This is a genomic window from Streptomyces sp. NPDC032091 (assembly GCF_055580265.1).
Map to the genome: position 1 here is coordinate 131,717 of NZ_JBVILR010000016.1, position 22,257 is coordinate 153,973.

The following is a 22,257-nucleotide window of genomic DNA, read 5'->3' on the forward strand; positions in this document are numbered from 1 at the left end:
CCGGTACGCGGACACGTCTCCAGGGAGCGGACCCCACCATGCCCAGCTGGCGCACCACCCTCACCCGGGCCGGCATCACCGGCCGCGGGCTGCGCGACGACTACACCCGGGCCGCCCGCGGGGTCCTGCGCCGCGACCCCGCGCGCTTCGTCACCCTGCGCCTGCTGGCCGCGCCGCCCCTGGTGCCCTGGCTCGCGGCGGGCCTGGCCTTCATGAACCTCGTCGACGACGTCGCCGAGACGGGCACCCCGCGGCAGCGGGCCGCCGGCCTCGCCGAGCTCGCGACCCGCACCACCGCGGCCCTGGAGGGCGGCGGCGGTGCCGACCCGGTGCTGCGCGCCTACGCCCACGCGGTCCGCTCCCGGGGCCTGCCCGCCCACTGGGTCACCCGCTTCCTCGACGGCGCGGCCACCGCCGAGGCCGGCTTCGACGGCTTCGGCACCGAGGACGACTTCCAGGGCTACCTCGACGCCTACGCCTGGCCCGGGGTCCTGGTCTTCACCGGGCTCCAGTACCCGGGCGGGCCCGACCCCGACCAGGCCGCCGCCTGGCGCACCTTCGTGGACGCCGCCCAGCGCGTCGACTTCCTCGCGGACCTCGCCGGCGACCTCGCCGAGGGCCGACTCTGCATCCCGCGCGCCCGGCTCGCCGAGCACTCCGTCACCCGCGCCGACCTCGAAGCGGCCCGCGACACCCCGGCCGTACGGGCCCTCCTGGCCGACCAGTGCCGGCGCGCCCGTACCGCCCTCGACGCCGCCGACGACGGCATCCTCGACCGCACCGAACCCGGGCTGCGCCCCGTGGTCGCCGCCATGACGGAGCTCATGGGACACCAGCTCGCCGCCGTCGAGCGGGCCGGCGCGGGCGTCCTGCGCAAGGACGTCGGCTACGGCCTGGCGGCCCCGGCCGGGACCCTGCTGCGCGCCCTCCGCAGCCGCCGCTCGATATGACATTCGTACTGGTCGAGGCCGTACGGGCGGCTCTGCCGACGCCCCCGTACCGGTCCCTATCGTGGTGGTCATGACAGAGCAGCAGACCTCCGCACCCCCGCTCCGGCGGGACGGCGCGGGAGCCGACGGGGGAACGGGGACGGACATGCGGGACACGTGCGGGAGCGCGGACGGCGCGAAGGCCGAGCGGCAGGACCGCAAGGCGGAGCGGCAGGACCGCAAGGCGCAGTGGCAGGCCCGCAAGGCCGAGTGGCGGGCCGCCGAGAAGGCCCGCAAGGCGCGCGGCGAGGCCCCCGACTACGGCAGCGGCCCCATGGGGCCGCCGAACGCCTTCACCCTGCTGCCCTGGCTGCTCCTGGGCATGGGCGCCATCTCCAACATCGTCCACGGCGAGACCCCGAACCCGTGGATCGGCGCCCTCGGCCTGCTGCTCTTCAACTCCTTCTACGTCACCCTGGTGTTCCGGGCCTTCGACAAGCGGGCCCGGCAGTCGGCCACCACGCGCTGGTGCCTGGTCGCGCTCGGCGCCGTCACCTGCGCCATGGCCGCCGGGTACGGCGACAGCTGGCTGCTGTTCTTCCCGCTGCTGGGCCTGGCCACCGGTGCGGTGGTCCGGGGCCGCAGGCTCGCCCAGGTGATGTTCGGCATCAGCGCCCTCGCCGGGGTGATCGGCGGGCTGCGGGAGGGCTGGGACGCCATCGGCATCGTCTACGGGACCTTCCTGTCGGGCATGGTCACCGCCGCGATCCTCGCCCTGGCCGAGACGGTGCGTGAACTGCGCGACACCCGGCAGGAACTGGCACGTGCCGCGGTGGACCAGGAGCGGCTGCGCTTCTCCCGCGACCTGCACGACCTGCTCGGCCACACCCTGTCGGTGATCGTGGTGAAGTCGGAGGCGGCCCGGCGCATCGCCCCCCGGGACATGGAGGCCGCCCTCGGGCAGGTCCGTGACATCGAGACCGTCGGCCGCCAGGCCCTCACCGAGATCCGGGAGGCCGTCACCGGCTACCGCGAAGCCAGCCTGGCCTCCGAACTCGACCGCGCCCGGGGCGCGTTGACCGCCGCGGGCATCGAGCCCCTGGTCCGCCAGTCCGGGCCGCCGCTGCCCCCGCAGGCCGCCGCCCTGCTGGGCTGGGTGGTCCGCGAGGCCGCCACCAACGCGGTCCGCCACAGCGGCGCCACCAGCTGCGAGATCGAGGTGCGCGGCGGGGCGGAACGGGTCCGGCTGGTGATCACCGACGACGGCCACGGCGTAGGCTCGACCCCGCCGGGCAGCGGACTGACCGGCCTCGGAGAACGCCTCGCGGCCGCCGGCGGCACGCTGACCAGCGGGCCCGTCCCGGGCGGGGGCTTCCGGGTCAGTGCCGAACTCCCGGTGGAGACGGCCGCGGAAGGCGACGAGGGCAACGGATGATCAGGCTGCTGCTGGCGGAGGACCAGGGCATGATGCGCGGGGCCCTGGCCCTGCTGCTCGGGCTGGAGGAGGACATCGAGGTCGTGGCGCAGGTGGCCGCCGGGGACGAGATCGTGCCCGCCGCCCTCGACGCCCGGCCCGACGTGGCCCTCCTCGACATCGAACTCCCGGGCCGCAGCGGCCTCGACGCCGCCGCCGAGCTGCGCACGGCCCTCCCCGGCTGCCGGGTGCTGATCCTCACCACCTTCGGCCGCCCCGGCTACCTGCGCCGGGCCATGGAGGCGGGGGCCGCGGGGTTCCTCGTCAAGGACGGGCCGGTGGAGGAGCTGGCCGCCGCGGTCCGCCGGGTCCTGGCGGGGGAGACCGTGATCGACCCCTCGCTCGCCGCCGCCGCGCTCAGCGCCGGGCCGAACCCGCTGACCCCGCGCGAGGCCGACGTGCTGAACGCGGCCGCCGACGGGGCCACGGTCGCCGACATCGCGGCCCGGGTGCACCTGTCGGAGTCGACCGTGCGCAACTACCTCTCGGCGGCCATCGGCAAGACCGGCACCCGCAACCGTATGGAGGCCGTCCGCGCGGCCCGCCGTCAGGGCTGGCTCTGAGGCACGGCGGGGCCGCCGGGGCGCCGTCGCCGCTGGGTAGGGTGGGGGCGACAGCACACCGTCGAACGCAACGCGACGCCCGCCGACAGCGCGGACGGCGCGGAGACCGCCGAGAACGAGGAGCAGACGTGAGCGAGCCGGCGTCCATCGCCCTGCAGCAGGAGATCGCCCGGGAACTGGAGGTCGCCGAGACCTTCGACGCCGAGCGGGAGATCGAGCGCCGGGTGGCCTTCCTCGCCGAGCGGCTCACCTCCACCGGTCTGCGCTCCCTCGTGCTGGGCATCAGCGGCGGGGTGGACTCCACCACCGCCGGCCGGCTGTGCCAGCTCGCCGTCGAGCGGGCCCGCGAGGCCGGGCACGAGGCGCGGTTCTACGCGATGCGGCTGCCCTACGGGGTCCAGGCCGACGAGCACGACGCCCGGCTCGCCCTCTCCTTCATCCGCGCCGACCAGGTCCTGACCGTGGACGTGAAGCCGGCGAGCGACGCCGCCCTGGAGGCGGCGCGGGCCGCCGGCGTGGAGTTCCGCGACGCCCACCACCAGGACTTCGTCCACGGCAACATCAAGGCCCGGCAGCGGATGATCGCCCAGTACGCGGTGGCCGGCGCCCACGACGGCCTGGTGGTCGGCACCGACCACGCCGCCGAGGCGGTCTCCGGCTTCTTCACCAAGTTCGGCGACGGAGCGGCCGACCTGGTCCCGCTGACCGGCCTGACCAAGCGCCGGGTCCGCGCGGTCGCGGACGCCCTGGGCGCGCCCGCCGAACTGGTGTGGAAGGTCCCGACCGCGGACCTGGAGACCCTCGACCCGGGCAAGGCCGACGAGGACGCCCTCGGGGTCACCTACGACGACATCGACGACTTCCTGGAGGGCAAGCCGGTCGACGCGCGGGCCTTCGAGACGATCGTCCGCCGCTACCGGCTCACCGACCACAAGCGCCGGCTGCCGATCGCCCCGGGCCACCTCCCGGCTCAGTAGGCGCCGTTGACGTTGTCGATCGAGCCGTAGCGGGCGGCCGCGTAATTGCAGGCGGCCGTGATGTTCGCGACGGGGTCGTAGGAGTCCATCGCCGTGCCCGGCACGTGGTAGGCGCGGAACGTCGGGTCGATGACCTGGAGCAGCCCCTTGGAGGGAATGCCGGCCGCGGCGTTGGAGTCCCAGTTGTTGATGGCGAGGGGATTGCCGGAGGACTCCCGCATCACGTTGCGGTGGATTCCGTTGTAGCTGCCGGGAATCCCGTGCCGGGCCATGATGTCCAGCGACTGGCGGATCCAGCCGTCCAGGTTGTTCGCGTACGTCTTCACGGCGGCGGGCGCGGCGGCGGGCTTGGCGGCGAGCGCGGTGGCCCGGGCGGCGGCGGCCTTGGCCGCCCCGCCCAGGGTGAGCTTGAGGCCCGGGCGGATGACGGAGGGGTTGCCGCCGATGACCGTGCGGTTGGCCTCGTAGAGGGCCTGCCAGCCGCCGCTCACGGAATGCTCCGCCGCGATCTTCGCCAGCGTGTCGCCCCCGACCACCGAATAGATCACGGGGGCCGCCGCCGGCTGGGCGGCGGGCTTGGCGGCGGGGAGGGGCAGGGTGCTCGCGGCGGGCGCCGCGGCCGGCTGTGCGACGGCCGCGCCGGCCGTGGTCGCGCCGATCAGGGGGAGGGCGAGGGCCGCTCCGCCCGTGCCGGCGAAGGCCAGCTTTCGGGCGATCTTGTGCTGCTTCGGCCGGCGGTGCTTACCCGATGCGGGCATGGCGCATTTCCTCACGTGCGGGTGCGGGGAAGTCCCGGAGGCGGCCGGATTCGGCAGTCGGCCACCGGGAATGAAGGTGACCGTAGGCGAGCGCGCGGGGGCCGACAAGACGCGAATTCCACCCGGAGATCGACTTCCCGCGCACCGCCCGCCAAACGACCTTGAAAAACTTCTCGGGAAATCCGGGTTTCCCTTTCCGGGAAAAGGGAATCGACCCTTCCGGGGAAATTGATGTTGGCCCGGCGGGTGTGGCTCACATCACGACTCCTGCGGGCCCTCCGCCCTCGTTCCCAATACGGGCAATTCGCGGGCCGATGCCGCCGATTGGGGCGACCTGCGCGAGACTCTGAAATACCCTCAAACGCGGATGAAACGGGCGCGCTCCGGTGAGGTCAGAGCGCGGCCAGTTCCTTCAGGGCGGCCGCCACCGCCCCTTCGGACGCCGGAAGCACCGGAAGCCGTACGTCCGGCGTGGGGATCCGCCCCCGCGCGTGCAGCACGCCCTTGACCACCGCCGGGTTCGGCTCGGCGAACAGGGACGCCGACAGCCGCGCCAGCCCGTGGCCCAGCTCCCGGGCCCGTGCCGCGTCGCCCTCCCGCCAGGCCCCGGCCAGCTCCACGAACCGCTCCGTCGCCAGGTGCGCCGAGGCGAGGATCCCGCCCGCGGCGCCGAGCGCCAGCAGCGGGGACACGTACACGTCGTCGCCCGCCAGCACCGCGCACCCGTCCGGCAGGTCGCCCAGCAGCGCCACCGTCTCCTGGTCGATCCCGCCGGCCGCGTACTTCACCCCGGCCACCCCGGGCAGCGAGCCCAGCTCCCGCAGCGCGACGGCGTCCAGGGGCTGCCCCGTCCGGTACGGGATGTGATACACGATCAGCGGCACCGGGCTCACCGAGGCCAGCCGCGCGAAGTGGGCCAGCACCCCCGCCGCCCCCGGCCGCACGAACGGGGGCACGGTCACCAACGCCGCCACCGCCTCCGGCCGGCGCGTCAGCCGGGCCAGCGAGGCCTCCGCCGCCCGGGCCGAACCCGCTCCGGCCCCCACCGTGAGCGGCGCGCCCCGCTCCCGGCAGACCCGGGCGCAGACCTCGGTGACCAGATCGCGTTCGTCCTCCTCCAGGGCGGCCGCCTCGGCGGTGGTGCCCAGGGCGACGAGCCCGGCGGCGCCCGCGTCGAGCACCTCGTGCGCGAGGGCCTCCAGCGCGCCGGCGGCGACGTCCCCGCCGCGGGTGAAGGGGGTGACGAGCGGGACGTGGATCCCGCCGAGACGCGGCCCCGCCCTCCGGCCGGCCGTGCGCGGGCCGTACTGCTCCCCGTACTGCTCCCCGTACTGCTCCGCGTGCCGCTCCGTGTGCCGGTCTGTGTACCGCTCCGTGTACCGCTCCGTGTCCTGTCGCATGACCAAGAGCCTCGCCCGCCCCGAGCGCCGAATCCAGTTCACGTTCCTTACGTGATCCGTAAGCTGAGCCGATGCTCGACGTACGCCGCCTGCGGCTCCTGCGCGAACTCGCCCGCCGCGGCACCATCGCCGCCGTGGCCGAGGCCCTCGCCTACAGCCCCTCCGCCGTCTCCCAGCAGCTGGCCGTCCTGGAGCGGGAGGCCGGACTGCCGCTGCTGGAGCGCACCGGCCGCCGCGTCCGCCTCACCCCGGCCGCCCAGAACCTGGTCGGGCACGCCGAGGCGGTCCTGGAGCGGCTCGAACAGGCCGACGCCGAGCTCGCCGAGGCCCGCAGCGGACTCGCCGGGGTGCTGCGCGTCGGGGCCTTCCCCACGGCGACCCGCGCCCTCGTCCCCGCCGCCCTGGTCCACCTGGCCCGGCGCCACCCGGCGCTGGAGCCGATGGTCCACGAGACCGACCCGGCGGCGGTCGCGCACGCGCTGCGGGCCGGGGAGCTGGACGTGGCCCTGGTCCACGAGTACGACTTCGTCCCCGTGCCCGCCGAGCCGGGGCTGGCCACCCGCCCGCTGTACGGGGAGGCGATGTACCTGGCCGCCCCCGCGGCGGGGCCGGGACCGGCGGACGGACCGGAGACCGTACCGGCCGCGGGCTCCGCCGCCGGCCCCGAACAGGGCCCGGCCCTGCGCGCCCACCGGGACGCGCCCTGGATCACCGCCACCCCCGGCACCCTCTGCCACACCATGACCCTGCGGGCCTGCCAGGCCGCCGGGTTCACCCCGCGCGTGCGGCACCGCATCGACGAGTTCGCCACCGTCCTCGCGCTGGTCGCCGCCGGCCAGGGCGTGGCCCTCGTCCCCCAGCTCGGGGTGGCCGGCCCTCCCGACCCCGCCGTCACCCTGACCCGCCTCCCCATGGAACGCCGCACCAAGATCGCCTTCCGCAGCGGGGCCGGCGCACACCCCGCCGTGGCCGCCTTCGCCGCCTCGCTCCGGGCCTGCGTACCACCGGATCCGGCCGTACCGCGCGCCGGGGCGTGACACAACTCCCGTACCGTGCGCCGTCCGTGTACGTTCGGTGATCCAGACCGATCCGATCAGAACGGGGTACGACGTGACACATCGCGTACGAGGAGTCATCGCGCGGAGCAAGGGCGCACCGGTGGAGACGACCACGATCCTCGTGCCCGACCCGGGCCCGGGCGAGGCCCTGGTCAAAGTCCAGGCCTGCGGGGTCTGTCACACCGACCTGCACTACCGCGAGGGCGGCATCAACGACGCGTTCCCCTTCCTCCTCGGCCACGAGGCGGCCGGCGTGGTCGAGTCCGTCGGCCCCGACGTCACCTCCGTCGCCCCCGGCGACTTCGTGGTCCTCAACTGGCGCGCCGTGTGCGGCGCCTGCCGGGCCTGCAAGCGCGGCCGCCCCTGGTACTGCTTCGCCACCCACAACGCCACCCAGCCCATGACCCTGGAGGACGGCACCCCGCTCTCCCCGGCCCTGGGCATCGGCGCCTTCGCGGAGAAGACCCTCGTCGCCGCCGGCCAGTGCACCAAGGTCGACCCGGCCGCCTCGCCCGCCGCCGCGGGGCTCCTCGGCTGCGGGGTGATGGCCGGCCTCGGCGCCGCCCTGAACACCGGCAACGTCGGGCGCGGCGACTCGGTCGCCGTCATCGGTTGCGGGGGCGTGGGCAACGCGGCCGTCGCCGGCGCCCGGCTGGCCGGCGCCTCGAAGATCATCGCCGTGGACCTGGACGACCGGAAGCTGGAGTGGGCGCGCGGACTCGGCGCCACCCACACCGTCAACGGGCGTACACAGGACGTGGTCAAGGCGATCCAGGAGCTGACCGGCGGCAACGGCGCGGACGTGGTCGTCGAGGCCGTCGGCCGCCCCGAGACCTACCGGCAGGCCTTCTACGCCCGCGACCTGGCCGGCACCGTCGTGCTGGTCGGCGTGCCGACGCCGGAGATGAAGCTCGAACTCCCGCTCCTCGACGTCTTCGGCCGCGGCGGCGCCCTCAAGTCCTCCTGGTACGGCGACTGCCTGCCCGAGCGCGACTTCCCGCTCCTGATCGACCTCTACCTCCAGGGCCGGCTCGACCTCGACGCCTTCGTCTCCGAGACCATCCCGCTCGACGGGGTCGAGGAGGCCTTCGCCCGCATGGAACGCGGCGAGGTCCTGCGCTCGGTCGTCGAGTTCTGACCCGGTGACGGCGGGGGCGGTTCCGTAGACTCGCCCGGACCACACCCCCGCCCGCCCCGGCCGCGACCCCGGCCGGGCTCCGGCGGGGGCCCGCACCCACACCCCAGGGGCCGTCCTTGAGCAGCCGCCGCAGCCACAGCTACCGCCAGCCCGGTGTCGTCCTCACCGACCACCACTTCACCGTGCCGCTCGACCACGCGCGCCCCGACGGGGAACACATCGAGCTGTACGCCCGCGAGGCCGTGGCGGCCGGCAAGGACCCCGAGCGGCTGCCTTGGCTGCTCTACCTGGAGGGCGGCCCCGGCTTCGGCGCACGGCGCTTCACCGGCCGGCAGGCCTGGCTGGAACGGGCCCTCGCCGACTACCGCGTCCTGCTCCTCGACCAGCGCGGCACCGGCCGCTCCACCCCGGCCAACCGCCAGACCCTGCCCCTGCGCGGCACCCCCGAGCAGCAGGCCGAGTACCTCGCCCACTTCCGGGCCGACTCCATCGTCCGCGACGCCGAGACCGTCCGCCGCACCCTGACCGGCGGCGCCCCCTGGACCGTCCTCGGCCAGAGCTTCGGCGGGTTCTGCACCACCCACTACCTCTCCACCGCCCCCGAGGGCCTCACCGCCGCCCTGATCACCGGCGGCCTGCCCTCCCTCGACGCCCCCGCGACCCAGGTCTACGAGGCCGCGTACCCGCGCGTCGAACGCAAGAACCTCGCCCACTACGCCCGCTACCCCATGGACGTGGAACGCGCCCGCCGCATCGCCGCCCACCTCGCCGAGCGGCCCGCCGAACTCCCGGGCGGCCACCGGCTCACCACCGAGGCCTTCCAGTCCCTCGGCCTGCTCCTCGGCACCGGCGACGGCAGCCACCAGCTCCACTACCTCCTCGAAGACGCCTTCGTCACCACCCCGGCCGGACCCGCCCTCTCGGACGCCTTCCTCGAAGCGGTCCGCTCCCACCTCTCCTTCGCCGGCCACCCCCTCTACGCCCTGCTCCACGAGGCCATCTACGCCCAGGACCCCGCCGCCCCCACCGGCTGGGCCGCCGAACGGGTCCGCGCCGCCCACCCGCGCTTCGACGCCGCGAAGACCCTCGGCGGCGACGGCCCCCTCATGTTCACCGGCGAGACCATCCACCCCTGGCACTTCACCACCGACCCCGCCCTGGTCCCGCTGCGCGACACCGCCGAACTCCTCGCGGCCCGCACCGGCTGGCAGCCCCTCTACGACCCCGCGCGGCTGGCCGCGAACGAGGTCCCGGTGGCGGCCGCGGTCTACCACGACGACATGTACGTGGACACCGACCACTCCCTGCGCACCGCCCGCACGATCCGCGGCCTGCGCACCTGGGTGACGGACGAGTACGAACACGACGGCGTCCGCGCGGGCGGCCCCCACGTCCTGGACCGCCTCCTGACTCTCCTCGACGACTAGAGGCGGCGGCGGGCGTGGCGTCGTGATGTGTGCGGGCCGCCGGGTGATGATGGCGCGGTGCGACTTGATCACGTGTCCTATGCGGTGGCCCGCGACAGCTTCGCCTCGACCGTCCAGTGGATCGGATCCGCCCTCGGCGCCGGGTTCGTCGACGGCGGCGTGCACCCGCGCTTCGGCACCCGCAATTTCATCCTCCCGCTGAGCGGCGGCACCTACGTCGAGGTCGTCACCACGCTCGACCACCCCGCCGCCGACCGCGCGCCCTTCGGCCAGGCGGTCGCCCGCCGCGCCGCCGAGGGCGGCGGCTGGCTCGGTTGGGTGGTCTCCGTCGACGACATCTCCCCGGTCGAGGACCGCCTCGGCCGCACCTCGGCCGAGGGGCACCGCGTCCGCCCCGACGGGTTCGACCTGAGGTGGAAGCAGATCGGCCTGCTGGAGCTGCTGGAGGACCCGCAACTGCCCTACTTCCTCCAGTGGCTGGTCCCCGACGAGGAGCGCCCGAGCGCCGACCCGCGCACCTCCACCACCATCCACGGGGTCTCCCTCGCCGGCGACGCCGCCTCCATCGCCGAATTCCTCGGCGAGCCGGCCGACCACCCCCTCGACCAGATCGACGTCACCTGGGTCGAGGACGAGGAACCGGGCCTGGTCTCCGTCGAGTTCGCCACCGCCCACGGCCCGGTCACGATCTGACCCCCCGCCCCCGGCGGTCCCATCGCCTAGGGTGCGAGGCATGACCGAACAAGCTGATCAGCAGGCGCCCTTGCAGCCGATGCCGGCCGACTGGTGGCGCGCGCTCGCGGTGGTCGCCCACCCCGACGACCTGGAGTACGGCTGCGCGGCGGCCATCGCCCACTGGACCGACGGCGGCCGCGAGGTCGCCTACGTGCTCGCCACCCGAGGCGAGGCCGGCATCGACGGGGTCGACCCCGACGCGTGCGCCCCGCTGCGCGAGGCCGAGCAGCGCGCCAGCGCGGCCGTCGTCGGGGTCTCCACGGTGGAGTTCCTCGGCCATCGCGACGGCGTCATCGAGTACGGGCCGGCCCTGCGCCGGGACATCGCGGCGGCCATCCGGCGCCACCGCCCCGAGCTGGTGATCACGCTCAACCACCGGGACACCTGGGGCGGAGCGGAGGGCGGCGGGAACTGGAACAGCCCCGACCACAAGGCCGTCGGCCGGGCCGTCCTGGACGCCGCCGGCGACGCCGGCAACCGGTGGATCTTCCCCGAGCTCATCTCCGAGCAGGGCCTGGAGCCCTGGGACGGGGTGCGCTGGGTCGCGGTGTCGGGCACCACCACGCCCACCCACGCCGTCGAGGCGGGGCCCGGGCTGGAGCGCGCCGTGCACTCCCTGCTGGAGCACAAGGCGTACATCGCGGCGCTGACCGACCAGGACCCGCAGGAGTACGTCCGCGCCTTCCTGACCGGCAACGTCCAGCAGGCGGCGGCCCGGTTCGGCGGGGTTCCGGCGGTCGCGTTCGAGGTCTTCCCCCGCTGACCGCGGCCGCCTAACCTGACGGACTGTCAGCCAGGGGTCGTCGGGGGGCGGTAGACGGTGATCGACACGATCGGCACGGACATCGGCGAGGGGGAGGAACGCCTCCGGCTGGAGGTGGAGGACGGGATCGCGGTCCTCACCCTCTGTCGCCCCGACCGGCTCAACGGCTGGAGCTGGGAGTCCACCCGCCAGCTGGGCCTCCTCGCCGACCGGATCCGCTTCGACCCGGCGGTGCGCGCGGTCCTGCTGCGGGCGGAGGGTCGGGCCTTCTGCGCGGGCATCGACGTGACCGCCCCCGGCGGCGCCATCACGGGGGACTCCACGGCCCAGCGGACCCGGAACTACTACGAGGGCATCCGCTGGGTCCACGAGCGCTTCGCGGTCCTCTCCCGCCTCCCCCAGCCCGTCGTCGCCGCCGTCCAGGGCTACTGCCTGGGCTTCGGCTTCGAGCTGGCCCTGATGGCGGACATCCGGGTGGCCGCCGAGGACGCCGTCTTCGCCCTGCCCGAGGCGCAGCTGGGGGTGGCGGTGGACGCCGGCGGTGACCTGCGCATCGCCCGGGAGGCGGGCGCGGGCTGGGCCAAGCTGCTGGCCCTGACCGGCCGCCGGATCGACGCCGCGACCGCCGAGCGGCTGGGCCTGGTCCAGTCGGTGGTACCGGTGGCCGAGCTGGACACCGCTGCCGGGGCCCTGGCGGCGGAGATCGCCGCGAACGCCCCGCTCGCCGTCCAGGGCATCAAGCGGGCGGTCGACGCCTACGCCGACGCAGCCCTCCCGGCGGCCCTCGACCGGGTCGCCCTGACCGCCGCCCTGACCCTGTCCTCCGAGGACGCCCACGAGGGCTACACCGCCAAGGCCACCCACCGCCCCCCACACTTCAGGGGCGCCTAGCCCGTCTCCCGGTCTGGGCATCCGGCACCATGACCCGATGGCCTCCACACCGCCCACGGACCCCGACCGCGCGACGCCCGCACCCGCCCGGCCGGCCCGCACCCGCGCGGCGGCGGTGGCGGCCGCGGCGCTGACCGTCGTCGCGGGGCTGGGGCTCAGGGCGGTGGCGGTGGGGGAGGTGGCCAAGTACGGCGGCGACGCGCTGTACACCGTCCTGCTGCTGACGCTCGTCGTCGCGGCCGCCCCGCGGCTGTCGCCCGCGCGGGCCGCCGCGCTCGCGCTCGCCGCCGGCTGGGCGGTCGAGTTCCTCCAGCTCGGCCCGGTGCCCGCGGAGCTCTCCCGGCGCAGCACCCTCGCCCGGCTCGTGCTCGGATCCACCTTCAACCCGCCCGACCTGGCCTGGTACGCGGTCGGCGCCGCCGCGGGCTGGCTGGTCCACTCCACGCTGCGACGGCCCTATGGGTGGTACAGCTCCTGGGCGCGGGCGGAATCGATGGGTCGGTCCTGGGGCAGGTGTAGGAAGTAGTCCAGCTGCCACGCCTGCGCAGTGCCGGCTTGGCGGTTGGTGGTGGTCACCCAGGGCGGGTAGACGCGGAAGGCTCGTTTCCCACCGGAGCCGTCTGCTGATGCGACACCGTGTTGGCAGAGCGCGTCCATGGGAAAGACGAACTGGCCGAAGTGATGATGGTCGCAGGTGCTGACGACGAAGAGGTCGACGGGGTCGGTGGCGTCGAAAGGCTGGATGGGCCCGCCCGGGGACCTCTTCCATACGGTGACGAACTGGCCGACCTTGGTCGGGGTCGTCTTGGCAGCGCGGAATCGGATGGCGAGTCCGTCAAGGGTGAAGGCGTGGGCGGCGTATGCGGCACTCTCGGTTTCTGGGGCCGGCTGCGAGCAGGTGAACCCGCAGGGGTCGTAGACGAGCGCTTTCGCCGCCAGGAGATCTCTGTGGGCTGGGGTGGTGTCCGACCACGGTGTGAATCCGGTGGGGTGGAGATCGGGTGAGTGCCCGCGGTTCGTCGCCATTCGTTCACCCTGTCACGAATGCCTTCGGAGCGGTGGCTGAGGTTCGTGGACTCCCGCTTGGGTGAGATGTTCGACAACCATTGGATCGTCGACTCCACGCCGGTGGAATGCGGTCGCTCGCGTCCTACCGTGAAGCGGTCGGACATGGCCGGCTGGGCCGGATACGGGTACTGCGCCAGCCACAGCCGGTTCTTCTGGGGCCTGCGCCTGTTCCTGGTATGCACCCCGGCCGGGATGCCCATCCTGTGGGCTCTTGCCAACCCGAAGATCAGTGCGACAGCTGATCGAGTCGGTCAACGACACCCTCAAGGGCCAGCTCGACCTGGAACAGCACGGCGGCCGGACCTTCGAAGGCGTCGCGGTCCGCGTCGACCAGCGCGTTCTCGCGATGGCCGCCGCGATCTGGCACGACCACAGGACCGGCCAGCCGGTCACACGCTCCCTCATCGCCTACGACCACTGATCACATCGGAATGACTCGTCTAGGGGGTCTCCGTCCGGCGCAGGTCGCGGAAGCTCCTGTGTTCGGCCAGCATCAGCTCCGCGAAGGAGTCGTGGCGCCGTGGTCCGTATCCGCTCCATGCGGAGTACCGGTACGCGGCCCACTCGCCGTCGCCGTTCACGTCTCCGGGGTCGAGGAGCAGCCAGGTCTGGTCCCCCGTCAGGGATATCTGCACCGCGCGGTTCCAGCGGGCGCTCTCGTACTCCGCCCCCTCGTCACCGTCTTCGGCCGCGCCCTCCCCGTCGTCCTCGTCGTCCTCGTCCTCCTCGTCGAGGTCCGCCTCCAGGTCCTCCCGCTCCCACATCGTGAGGTCCTCAAGGAGGGAGGGCGTCAGTTCCCGGACCGGCCCGACCCGCGCCGCGGGTGCGAGCAGTTCCACGAACTCCCCGGCCCACCGCCACCCGTCGGTGATCTCAAGGAACGAGCGGTAGGAGGGCGGCAGCGGGGCCCCGAGCCGGGCTTCGAGCGCGGCGATGCGCTCCGGCGGGGCCGGATCGAAGCCCAGCCAGCCGAGTGCCGGCTCCGAGGGCTCCTCGGCCCGCCGCGCGGCGTCGCGCTCGGCGCTCCAGGTGCGCAGGAAGGGTTCCCAAGCGTGGATCTTCATGCTCCCGATGGTGCCGCACCCCACTGACAACGCCCGCGCCGGGGGCCGTGGCCGGGATTTCCCCGCTCACGGAGTGAACGGGCCGCGCCCCAGTTGCTCGCGCACCGGCACCACCTCCGGCTGGACCAGCGCCCGCCGCTGCCAGTTCGCCCCGTCTACCACCAGCGTGTGGCCGGTGATGAAGGCGGCGTAGGGCGAAGCCAGGAAGGTCGCGGCCCACCCCAGCTCGCGGGGCGCCCCCACCCGCAGCGCGGGCTGGCGGCCGTCCTTGTCGTCCGGCGCGGCGCGCTCCAGCCCGTCCCGGATGTCGCCGGTCATGTCGGCGTGCGGGAACAGCCCGGGTACGAGGCCGTTGATCCGGATCCCGTACGGGCCCCACTCCACGGCGAGGGTCTCCACCAGGTTCTTCACCCCGGCCTTCGCGGCCGCGCTGTGGGCGAAGCCGGGCCCGCCGGTCCAGGCGTACGAGGCGCCGATGCTGACGATCGCCCCCGGTGTGCCGGCGGCGAGGTGGCGGCGGCCGAACTCCCGGGTCATGAACCAGGTGCCGGTGAGGGTGGTGTCCACCACCGCCCGCCAGGCGTTGGGGGAGAGGTCCTCGGCGGGGCAGGGGAAGTTGGCCGCCGCGTTGTTGACCAGCACGTCCGGCGGTCCGGCCGCGGCCGCCGCGGCGTCGAAGACCTCCGCGACCCGCTCGGGGTCGCGGATGTCGCAGACGGCGGCCGCCACCCGGCCCGCGCCGGGCACGGCCGCCAGCTCCTCCCGGGCCGCGGCGAGCGGTCCGGCGCGCCGGCCGGCGATCACCAGGTCGGCGCCGAGCCGCGCGAACTCGGCGGCGATGGCCTTGCCCAGCCCGGTGCCGCCGCCCGTCACCAGCACCACCTGCCCCCCGTACGTGCCGGGGGGCAGGGCGGCCGCGCCGAGCGGCGGGGGCGCGGGCAGCCCGCGCCGGGTCTCGTCGGTCATGGGGCATCGATAGCGCGTGGGGGCTCGGATCGCCAGGCCCGCGCGCCGGGCGGCTACCGGGGCAGGTACGCCTGCCGCGTGGCGCAGGTCCAGATCACCGGCTTCAGCGTGCCGGCCGCGTTGACGGCCACGCCGCCGACCCGGCCGTCGTCGGCGACCGACGAGGCGGCACTGGCCTGGTTCGCCGTCAGCCGGGGCAGGGCGAGCACCGGTCCCGTACCCGGCCACAGCTGTGCCTGGTCGGGGAGGGTCTGCTCGTCCGGGTGGAACTTGGCGGTGCCCACCGACACGCCGGTGGTCGGGCTGATCGCCTCCAGGGTGCCGTAGGGGTGGGTCTTCAGCACGCCGGGGACGCCGATGGGGCCGGGGTGGGGCGGGGCCCAGACCAGCGGCTGGTACCGGTACGCCATGCCGTTCCAGTCGTAGCCCACGACGCGGCCGCTCTCGTCGATGTCCTGGACGTGGCTCTCGTTCGCGCTGCTGGCCAGGGCCTGGGCCGGGCCGCCCGCCGCGGGCCAGAGCACCGGGTAGGTCCCCTCCTGGTGCTCGCCCGTCTCCGGGACCTCGTAGTCCTCGCGGGCCATGCCGAGGACGTCGCCCTTGTCGTTGATGCCGGTCACGAACTCGATCCGGGTCCCGGGGGCGGCGCCCGCCGGAACGGGCAGGTCGCGGACCTTCAGGCCGTCCTTCCAGACGGAGCCCCGGCCCGCCCGGGTGGCCGAGACGACGTACCCGGCGTCGTTGACGTCGGCGTCGGCGGACAGGAAGTCGCTCCCGGGCAGCCGGGTGACCGCGGCGTCGCCCGCCCGGTAGGTGAAGAGGTGGCCGTCGGCGCCGAGGACGGCGCCCACCATCAGCCCGCTCTTGTTCACGGCGAGCACGGCGCCCGAGGCGTTGGCGTCGGGCAGCGGGACCTTGTGGAGCCGGGTGCCGGTCCAGTAGGCCGGCCTGCCGCCGGAGAGGCCGACGGACAGGTTGCCGGTGCCGAGGCCGAGGACCCCCTCGGCCTGCGGGCCGCCCCCCTGGTAGCCGCCGGTCCCGGCCGAGCCGAGCACCTGGATGCGGGGCGTGCAGCCGGTGGCCGCCGTGGCCGGCCCGGCCGCGGTGACGACGCCGGCCAGGACGAGGGCGGCGGACGCCGCGGCGGTGGCGCGGCGCGTGCGGGTGCGCGTATGGGTGCGCGTGCGGGTGCGCGTGCTGTTCATGGTGGTGTTCCCCCCGTGGTGGGTGCCCATGGGGCGGCCGGAGCCCCACGGTGCGTCATATGCCCCGGAAAAGGGGCGGGTTGATGCTATCTCCCGGTACTCCTGTTCACCCCTCGTTCGTACGTGTGAAGGCGGAGCGGAGGGCCGGTCCCCGCCCGGCAGGGGCGGCGTCCGCGGTCCGGCCCGTTCCGCGAAGGGTTCCCAAGGCGTCAAGCGACCGCTTAGTATGCCGCCGAGCGTGGTTCCTCGACGGCGGCTGGAGGCCCCGGATGCAGGCTTGGCGAGTACACACGACCGGAGAGCCCCGCGAGGCCATGCGCCTCGAAGAGGTCCCCGAACCGGTACCCGGCGAGGGCGAGGTCAGACTCAGGGTGCTCGCCGCGAACGTGAACTTCCCCGACGCGCTCCTCGCCCGGGGCCAGTACCAGATCCGGCCCCCGCTGCCCTTCACCCCCGGAGTCGAGGTCTGCGGCGAGACCGCGGACGGCCGGCGCGTCATCGCCAACCCGAGCCTGCCCCACGGCGGATTCGCCGAGTACGTGACCGCCCCCGCGCGCGCCCTCCTCCCCGCCCCCGACGCCCTCGACGACGCCGAGGCCGCGGCCCTGCACATCGGCTACCAGACCGGCTGGTTCGGCCTGCACCGCAGGGCGCGGATCCGGAGCGGGGAGACCCTCCTCGTGCACGCCGCCGCGGGCGGGGTCGGCAGCGCCGCCGTCCAGCTCGGCAAGGCCGCCGGGGCCACCGTCATCGGGGTCGTCGGCGGCAAGGCCAAGGCCCGCACCGCCGAGGAGCTCGGCTGCGACCTCGTCATCGACCGCACCGCCGAGGACCTCGTCGCGCGCGTCAAGGAGTTCACCGGCGGCCGCGGCGCCGACGTCGTCTACGACCCCGTCGGCGGCGAGGCCTACACCGCCTCCGCCAAGTGCGTGGCCTTCGAGGGCCGCATCGTGGTCGTCGGCTTCGCCGGCGGCACCGTACCCGCCCCCGCCCTCAACCACGCCCTGGTGAAGAACTACTCGATCCTCGGCCTGCACTGGGGGCTGTACGCCGCCAAGGACCCCGCCGCCGTCCTCGCCTGCCACACCGAACTCACCCGCCTCGCCGCCGAGGGCACGGTCAAGCCCCTGGTCAGCGAACGGGTCCCGCTCGCCGGAGCCGCCGACGCCGTCCAGCGCGTCGCCGACGGCACCACCACCGGCCGGCTGGTCGTCGTACCGTCCCTGCCGGACGGCGGCGCCCGATGACCCCCACCGCCGAGGACCTGCTCGCCCGCACCCGGGACCTGCTCGCCGCCCACCCGCCCGGAACCACCGCCCCCGCCGAGTTCCTGCGCGCCCGCTTCGACGCCGGACTCGCCTGGGTCCACTACCCCGTGGGCCTCGGCGGGCTCGGCGCCCCCCGCACCCTCCAGGCCGTCGTCGACGCCGAGCTGGAGGCCGCCGGGGCCCCCGACAACGACCCGCGCCGGATCGGCATCGGCCTGGGCATGGCGGCGCCCACGATCCTCGCCTACGGCACCGAGGAGCAGAAGCGCCGCTTCCTGCGCCCGCTGTGGCTGGGGGAGGAGGTCTGGTGCCAGCTCTTCAGCGAGCCCGGAGCCGGCTCCGACCTGGCCGCCCTCGCCACCCGCGCCGTCCTCGACGAGGAAGCCGGCACCTGGGTGGTCGACGGCCAGAAGGTGTGGACCTCCAGCGCCCACACCGCCCGCTGGGCCATCCTCATCGCCCGCACCGACCCCACCCTCCCCAAACACCGGGGCATCACCTACTTCCTGTGCGACATGCACGCCCCCGGCGTCGAGGTCCGCCCGCTGCGCCAGATCACCGGCGAGGCCGAGTTCAACGAGGTCTTCCTCACCGGGGTCCGCATCCCCGACGCCCACCGCCTCGGCGAGGTCGGCGAGGGCTGGGCCGTCGCCCGCACCACCCTGATGAACGAACGCGTCTCCATCGGCGGCATGCGCCTGCCGCGCGAGGGCGGCATGATCGCCCCCGTCGCCGCGGCCTGGCGCGAACGCCCCGAGCTGCGCACCCACGCCCTGCACCAGCGGCTGCTCGGCCTCTGGGTCGAGGCCGAGGTCGCCCGCCTCACCGGCGAACGGCTGCGCCAGCAGCTCGCGGCCGGCCAGCCGGGCCCCGAGGGCAGCGGGATGAAGCTGACCTTCGCCCGTCTCAACCAGGAGATCAGCGGCCTGGAGGTGGAACTCCTCGGCGAGGAGGGCCTCCTGTACGAGGACTGGACGATGCGCCGCCCCGACATCGTCGACTTCACCGGCCGCGACGCCGGATACCGCTACCTGCGCGCCAAGGGCAACAGCATCGAGGGCGGCACCAGCGAGATCCTCCTCAACATCGTCGCCGAACGCGTCCTCGGACTGCCCGCCGAGCCGCGCGACGACAAGGACACCCCCTGGAAGGACCTCGCCCGATGACCGCACGCCCGCCGCGGCCGGGCCACCCGGCCCCCCGCGCCCCCATCGACCTGCTCTACTCCGACACCGAGGAGGAACTCCGCGCGGCCGTACGGTCCCTGCTCGCCGACCGCTGCGACCCCGCGTCCGTCCTCGCCCGGGCGGAGACCGGCCGCCCCCACGACCCGGAGCTGTGGCGCACCCTGGCCGCGGAGATCGGCGCCGCCGGACTGCTCGTCCCCGAGAAGCTGGGCGGGGCGGGCGCCGGCCACCGGGAGGCCGCCGTGGTCCTGGAGGAGCTGGGCCGGGCCGTGGCCCCCGTCCCGTACCTGACCGGCTCCGTCCTCGCGACGGAGATCCTGCTCGCCTGCGCCTGCGACAGCCCCGAAGCGGCCGAGCTGCTACGGGAGGTCGCGGCCGGCCGGCTCGTCTGCGTCCCCGCCCTCCCCCTCACCCAGGCCCCCGGCGCGCCCCTGCCGGCGCTGCTCCACGACGCCGGCGGCGGGGTGCTCAGCGGTACCGTCACCTCCGTCGCCGACGCGGTGGCCGCCGATGTCCTGCTCGTCCTCGCCGACACCGGGCTCCACGCGGTCCCCGCCGACCGCGCCGTCCTGCACCCGGTGGTCCCCCTGGACCTGACCCGCCCGCCGGCCGCCGTCACCCTCGACGCGGCCGCCGGAACCCGCCTGGCGGACCCCGCCACCGCGCGGGCGGCCGTCGCCGGGGCCCTGCTGTCCGGCGCGGGCCTGCTGGCCTCGGAGCAGCTCGGGCTGGCCGAGTGGTGCCTCACCGAAACCGTCGGGTACCTGCGCGGGCGCCACCAGTTCAACCGCCCCGTCGGCTCCTTCCAGGCACTCAAGCACCGCCTGGCCCAGCTGTGGCTGGACGTGGCCTCCGCCCGGGCGGCCGCCCGCGCCGCCGCCGACGCCCTCGCGACGGGCGCCCCCGACGCGCCCCTGACGGTGGCCGTCGCCCAGGCCCACTGTTCCGGGGTCGCGGTCCGCGCGGCCGAGGAGTGCGTCCAGCTGCACGGCGGCATCGGCATGACCTGGGAACACCCCGCGCACCTCTACCTCAAGCGGGCCAAGGCCGATTCGCTCGCGCTCGGCACCGCGGGCCACCACCGCGGCCTGGTGGCCGACTTCGCGGAACTCCCGGCTCCGTAGCGCCTCATACGCCGGCCGGGCTGGATTCCGCGCAGCGGCATTCCAGCCCGGCCGGCGTATGAGCGCACCGGGCGCGCAGCGGACCCGTCACGCACAGGTGACCTCCCCCCGCCACTCGGCGTTAGACCGCGTACGCGGACCACCGAGCGAGGGAGACCCATGCACGCCAGCGCCAGCGCCACCCGCACCCGCCGCGCGTTCCTCCGTACCGTGTTCGGCGGCGCCGCCCTCGCCGGTACGGCCGCCGCGCTGGCCCCGGTCCTGCGCGCCCGCCGCCCCCGGCAGACGCTCGGCCCGGCGCCGCTCACCGAGGAGACCTACCGCGGCCGGCACATCAGCGTCGACCCCGTCGCGGCGGTGGTGCACATCGACGGCCGGCCCCTGCACGTCATGCGCCGCGCCGACGGCAGCTACCTCAGCGCGGTCAACCACTTCCAGTCCTACGGGACCCCGCTGGAGCTCGCCCGCGCCGCCGTCGACGAACTCGGCACCACCCAACTGGCCTTGGCCGCCCCGCACCACGGCTGACGGCCGGGAACCAGGAGGACCCCCGCGGTGTACACCCGGCACAACCAGAAGAACCTCACCGGCGCGCAGAAGAAGAAGTTCACGGCCGCGCTGCTGGAACTCAAGCGCAACGGCACCTACGACGAGTTCGTGCGCACCCACGGCACCTACTTCGTGCCGGACCGGGACCGGAAGCTGCGCGTGGGGCACATGTCCCCGTCGTTCTTCCCATGGCACCGCGGCTACCTGCTGGAGTTCGAGAAGCGCCTGCGGGACCTCGACCCCACCCTCTCCATCCCCTACTGGGACTGGACCGCCGACTCCAGCCCCGTCTCCTCCCTCTGGGCCGACGACTTCCTCGGCGGCACCGGCCGGGAGGGCGACCTCCAGGTGACGACGGGCCCCTTCGCCTACGACCGGGGGAACTGGACGATCACCGTCGGTGTCAGCGAGGCCCCGTTCCTCACGCGCAACCTCGGCCGGCCGGCCAGCCCGATCTCCCTGCCGACCGCCGCCGAACTCCAGTGGGCGATCGACGACCCCGTCTACGACTCCTCGCCCTGGAACTCCACCACCGAGGGCGGCGGCTTCCGCAACAAGCTGGAGGGCTGGGCCGCGCCCAAGAGCGAGCGCTGGCGCAACCACAACAAGGTCCACCAGTGGATCGGCGGCCACATGACGGGCGCCACCTCGCCCAACGACCCCGCGTTCTGGCTGCACCACGCCTTCGTGGACCTGATCTGGGACCGCTGGCAGCAGCGCCACCCCGGCTCCGGCTACCTGCCGGCCGCCCCCCTGCCGCCCGGCGACCTCCAGCGCGGCCGGGTGATCTCCCTGGACGAGCCGATGCCCCCGTGGGACATCACCCCCCGCGAGATGCTCGGGCACGCCGGGATCTACCGATACGACTGACCGCCGCGCCCCTCCGGTGGCGGCCCCGCGTACGGAAAGGGCCCCCGCCGGACGGCGGGGGCCCTTCAGCCGGTCGGGCGCAGGAGGCGGTCAGCCGCCGTAGCTGCCACCCTCGGTGTGGTGGTGGTCGCCACCGCCGGAGGCGTTGACGCAGGTGTTGCCGAAGGCCGGGTTCAGCAGGGCGATCACGTTGACGGTGTTGCCGCACACGTTGACCGGGATGTGAACCGGAACCTGAACGACGTTGCCCGACAGGACACCGGGGGAGCCGACCGCCGCACCGTGCGCTCCGGCATCGGCGACGGCCAGACCGGCGCCGGCGGCCATGGTGCTACCGGCGACAGCGGTGATGGCGAATGCCTTCGCGATACGCGACATCAAGATCTCCTCGTGAGATGTGGGCGCCGCATCCTCTGCGGCATTTGACATGGCATACAACGCGGGGAGGCCCGAGTGGTCACGGGCCTTACGCCTACCCGGGGACGGAAAAACGGACGGAGGCGAAGGAGGGCCGGACCTGGGCCACCGCGGCCGGCCGCATGACCGCCACCACCGGCCCCTTGCAGTGCGGTTCGCGGTACAGGAAGGCGTTCAGCCGCGTGTGGTTCGTGACCGCGCGGCCGCTGCCGCCCTCCGCCTCCACGCAGCCCTTCGGAGAGGTCACGCCGTGGACGCGGTCGTCCTGGCCGACGTACTGGAATCCGGGCCCGGCGGCCTGCGCCGGGCCGGCCGCCGCGGACAGCAGGGCGCCCAGCGCCAGGACGGCCGCGGCGGGGGTGATGAGGTTCGCTCGCATGCCGGTCCAACCCGGCGCGCCCGGGAACCGGTCACGCCTTGTCACTC

At 74.6% G+C, this 22,257-nt stretch carries 24 protein-coding genes and 1 pseudogene; 17 read left to right on the top strand and 8 right to left on the bottom strand.

What is annotated here, in order from left to right; genetic code table 11:
• Positions 1-38 precede the first annotated feature (38 nt).
• The 4 genes from ACZ5NJ_RS24740 (at position 39) to nadE (ending at position 3,943) form a co-directional block, all read left to right on the top strand.
• Positions 39-950, top strand: a complete 912-nt coding sequence (locus tag ACZ5NJ_RS24740) for a phytoene/squalene synthase family protein (protein ID WP_468767372.1) — start codon at positions 39-41, stop codon at positions 948-950.
• Positions 951-1,020: 70 nt separating this feature from the next.
• On the top strand, positions 1,021-2,364 hold the full coding sequence (locus ACZ5NJ_RS24745; protein WP_468767373.1) for a sensor histidine kinase: 1,344 nt from the start codon (positions 1,021-1,023) through the stop codon (positions 2,362-2,364).
• Positions 2,361-2,966, top strand: a complete 606-nt coding sequence (locus ACZ5NJ_RS24750) for a response regulator (RefSeq protein WP_468767374.1) — start codon at positions 2,361-2,363, stop codon at positions 2,964-2,966. The genes ACZ5NJ_RS24745 and ACZ5NJ_RS24750 overlap by 4 nt, the downstream gene beginning before the upstream one ends.
• 128 nt (positions 2,967-3,094) lie before the next feature.
• Positions 3,095-3,943 (top strand): ammonia-dependent NAD(+) synthetase, encoded by an 849-nt coding sequence (gene nadE, locus ACZ5NJ_RS24755; protein ID WP_468767375.1) that lies wholly within the window; start codon positions 3,095-3,097, stop codon positions 3,941-3,943.
• Here the strand turns inward: nadE and ACZ5NJ_RS24760 are convergent.
• A complete protein-coding gene (locus ACZ5NJ_RS24760; RefSeq protein ID WP_468767376.1) occupies positions 3,937-4,701 on the bottom strand; it encodes a transglycosylase SLT domain-containing protein in 765 nt (254 codons plus the stop codon). The genes nadE and ACZ5NJ_RS24760 overlap by 7 nt on opposite strands.
• A 392-nt stretch (positions 4,702-5,093) precedes the next feature.
• Positions 5,094-6,101 (bottom strand): dihydrodipicolinate synthase family protein, encoded by a 1,008-nt coding sequence (locus ACZ5NJ_RS24765; RefSeq protein ID WP_468767377.1) that lies wholly within the window; start codon positions 6,099-6,101, stop codon positions 5,094-5,096.
• Positions 6,102-6,172: 71 nt separating this feature from the next.
• Between ACZ5NJ_RS24765 and ACZ5NJ_RS24770 the strand changes: the two genes are divergently transcribed.
• The 7 genes from ACZ5NJ_RS24770 (at position 6,173) to ACZ5NJ_RS24800 (ending at position 12,639) form a co-directional block, all read left to right on the top strand.
• Positions 6,173-7,138: a LysR family transcriptional regulator gene (locus ACZ5NJ_RS24770; RefSeq protein ID WP_468767378.1), complete on the top strand. Its 966-nt coding sequence runs from the start codon at positions 6,173-6,175 to the stop codon at positions 7,136-7,138.
• A 73-nt stretch (positions 7,139-7,211) separates the two neighbouring features.
• Positions 7,212-8,297: an S-(hydroxymethyl)mycothiol dehydrogenase gene (locus ACZ5NJ_RS24775; protein WP_468767379.1), complete on the top strand. Its 1,086-nt coding sequence runs from the start codon at positions 7,212-7,214 to the stop codon at positions 8,295-8,297.
• Positions 8,298-8,413: 116 nt separating this feature from the next.
• Positions 8,414-9,724: an alpha/beta fold hydrolase gene (locus tag ACZ5NJ_RS24780; RefSeq protein WP_468767380.1), complete on the top strand. Its 1,311-nt coding sequence runs from the start codon at positions 8,414-8,416 to the stop codon at positions 9,722-9,724.
• A gap of 57 nt (positions 9,725-9,781) precedes the next feature.
• On the top strand, positions 9,782-10,417 hold the full coding sequence (locus ACZ5NJ_RS24785; RefSeq protein WP_468767381.1) for a VOC family protein: 636 nt from the start codon (positions 9,782-9,784) through the stop codon (positions 10,415-10,417).
• Between the two features lie 40 nt (positions 10,418-10,457).
• Positions 10,458-11,222: a PIG-L deacetylase family protein gene (locus tag ACZ5NJ_RS24790; protein ID WP_468767382.1), complete on the top strand. Its 765-nt coding sequence runs from the start codon at positions 10,458-10,460 to the stop codon at positions 11,220-11,222.
• Positions 11,223-11,279: 57 nt separating this feature from the next.
• Positions 11,280-12,113, top strand: a complete 834-nt coding sequence (locus ACZ5NJ_RS24795) for an enoyl-CoA hydratase/isomerase family protein (protein WP_468767383.1) — start codon at positions 11,280-11,282, stop codon at positions 12,111-12,113.
• Positions 12,114-12,150: 37 nt separating this feature from the next.
• Positions 12,151-12,639 (top strand): ribosomal maturation YjgA family protein, encoded by a 489-nt coding sequence (locus tag ACZ5NJ_RS24800; protein ID WP_468767384.1) that lies wholly within the window; start codon positions 12,151-12,153, stop codon positions 12,637-12,639.
• On the opposite strand, the gene ACZ5NJ_RS24805 is transcribed toward ACZ5NJ_RS24800, so the two are convergent.
• Complete coding sequence (locus ACZ5NJ_RS24805) at positions 12,570-13,139, bottom strand: MepB family protein (protein WP_468767385.1); 570 nt, start codon at positions 13,137-13,139, stop codon at positions 12,570-12,572. The two genes, ACZ5NJ_RS24800 and ACZ5NJ_RS24805, sit on opposite strands and share 70 nt — an antisense overlap.
• Positions 13,140-13,223: 84 nt before the next feature.
• Between ACZ5NJ_RS24805 and ACZ5NJ_RS24810 the strand changes: the two are divergent.
• A pseudogene (locus tag ACZ5NJ_RS24810) lies at positions 13,224-13,602 on the top strand (transposase family protein); the annotation flags it as partial.
• Positions 13,603-13,621: 19 nt separating this feature from the next.
• Here the strand turns inward: ACZ5NJ_RS24810 and ACZ5NJ_RS24815 are convergent.
• From ACZ5NJ_RS24815 to ACZ5NJ_RS24825, 3 genes are all read right to left on the bottom strand, one after another.
• Positions 13,622-14,245 carry an SMI1/KNR4 family protein gene (locus ACZ5NJ_RS24815; RefSeq protein ID WP_468767386.1) on the bottom strand — a complete coding sequence of 208 codons (624 nt, stop codon included), beginning with the start codon at positions 14,243-14,245 and terminating at the stop codon, positions 13,622-13,624.
• Positions 14,246-14,311: 66 nt separating this feature from the next.
• Positions 14,312-15,211 carry an SDR family oxidoreductase gene (locus ACZ5NJ_RS24820; protein WP_468767387.1) on the bottom strand — a complete coding sequence of 300 codons (900 nt, stop codon included), beginning with the start codon at positions 15,209-15,211 and terminating at the stop codon, positions 14,312-14,314.
• Positions 15,212-15,264: 53 nt separating this feature from the next.
• On the bottom strand, positions 15,265-16,416 hold the full coding sequence (locus ACZ5NJ_RS24825) for a hypothetical protein (protein ID WP_468767388.1): 1,152 nt from the start codon (positions 16,414-16,416) through the stop codon (positions 15,265-15,267).
• 269 nt (positions 16,417-16,685) lie between these two features.
• Here ACZ5NJ_RS24825 and ACZ5NJ_RS24830 point away from each other — a divergent pair, with 269 nt between their 5' ends.
• The 5 genes from ACZ5NJ_RS24830 (at position 16,686) to ACZ5NJ_RS24850 (ending at position 21,414) form a co-directional block, all read left to right on the top strand.
• Complete coding sequence (locus ACZ5NJ_RS24830; RefSeq protein ID WP_468767389.1) at positions 16,686-17,663, top strand: NADPH:quinone oxidoreductase family protein; 978 nt, start codon at positions 16,686-16,688, stop codon at positions 17,661-17,663.
• Positions 17,660-18,850: an acyl-CoA dehydrogenase family protein gene (locus ACZ5NJ_RS24835; RefSeq protein ID WP_468767390.1), complete on the top strand. Its 1,191-nt coding sequence runs from the start codon at positions 17,660-17,662 to the stop codon at positions 18,848-18,850. Before ACZ5NJ_RS24830 ends, ACZ5NJ_RS24835 begins: the two co-directional genes overlap by 4 nt.
• Positions 18,847-19,995 carry an acyl-CoA dehydrogenase family protein gene (locus ACZ5NJ_RS24840; RefSeq protein ID WP_468767391.1) on the top strand — a complete coding sequence of 383 codons (1,149 nt, stop codon included), beginning with the start codon at positions 18,847-18,849 and terminating at the stop codon, positions 19,993-19,995. Before ACZ5NJ_RS24835 ends, ACZ5NJ_RS24840 begins: the two co-directional genes overlap by 4 nt.
• 159 nt (positions 19,996-20,154) lie before the next feature.
• A complete protein-coding gene (locus tag ACZ5NJ_RS24845) occupies positions 20,155-20,523 on the top strand; it encodes a tyrosinase family oxidase copper chaperone (protein WP_468767392.1) in 369 nt (122 codons plus the stop codon).
• A gap of 27 nt (positions 20,524-20,550) precedes the next feature.
• Entirely contained in the window at positions 20,551-21,414 is an 864-nt protein-coding gene (locus ACZ5NJ_RS24850; RefSeq protein ID WP_468767393.1) for a tyrosinase family protein, read from the top strand.
• 90 nt (positions 21,415-21,504) lie between these two features.
• Here ACZ5NJ_RS24850 and ACZ5NJ_RS24855 read toward each other — a convergent pair whose 3' ends face one another.
• Both ACZ5NJ_RS24855 and ACZ5NJ_RS24860 read right to left on the bottom strand, forming a co-directional pair.
• Entirely contained in the window at positions 21,505-21,792 is a 288-nt protein-coding gene (locus ACZ5NJ_RS24855) for a chaplin (protein WP_468767394.1), read from the bottom strand.
• Between the two features lie 94 nt (positions 21,793-21,886).
• A complete protein-coding gene (locus ACZ5NJ_RS24860) occupies positions 21,887-22,210 on the bottom strand; it encodes a hypothetical protein (protein WP_468767395.1) in 324 nt (107 codons plus the stop codon).
• Positions 22,211-22,257: the final 47 nt, after the last annotated feature.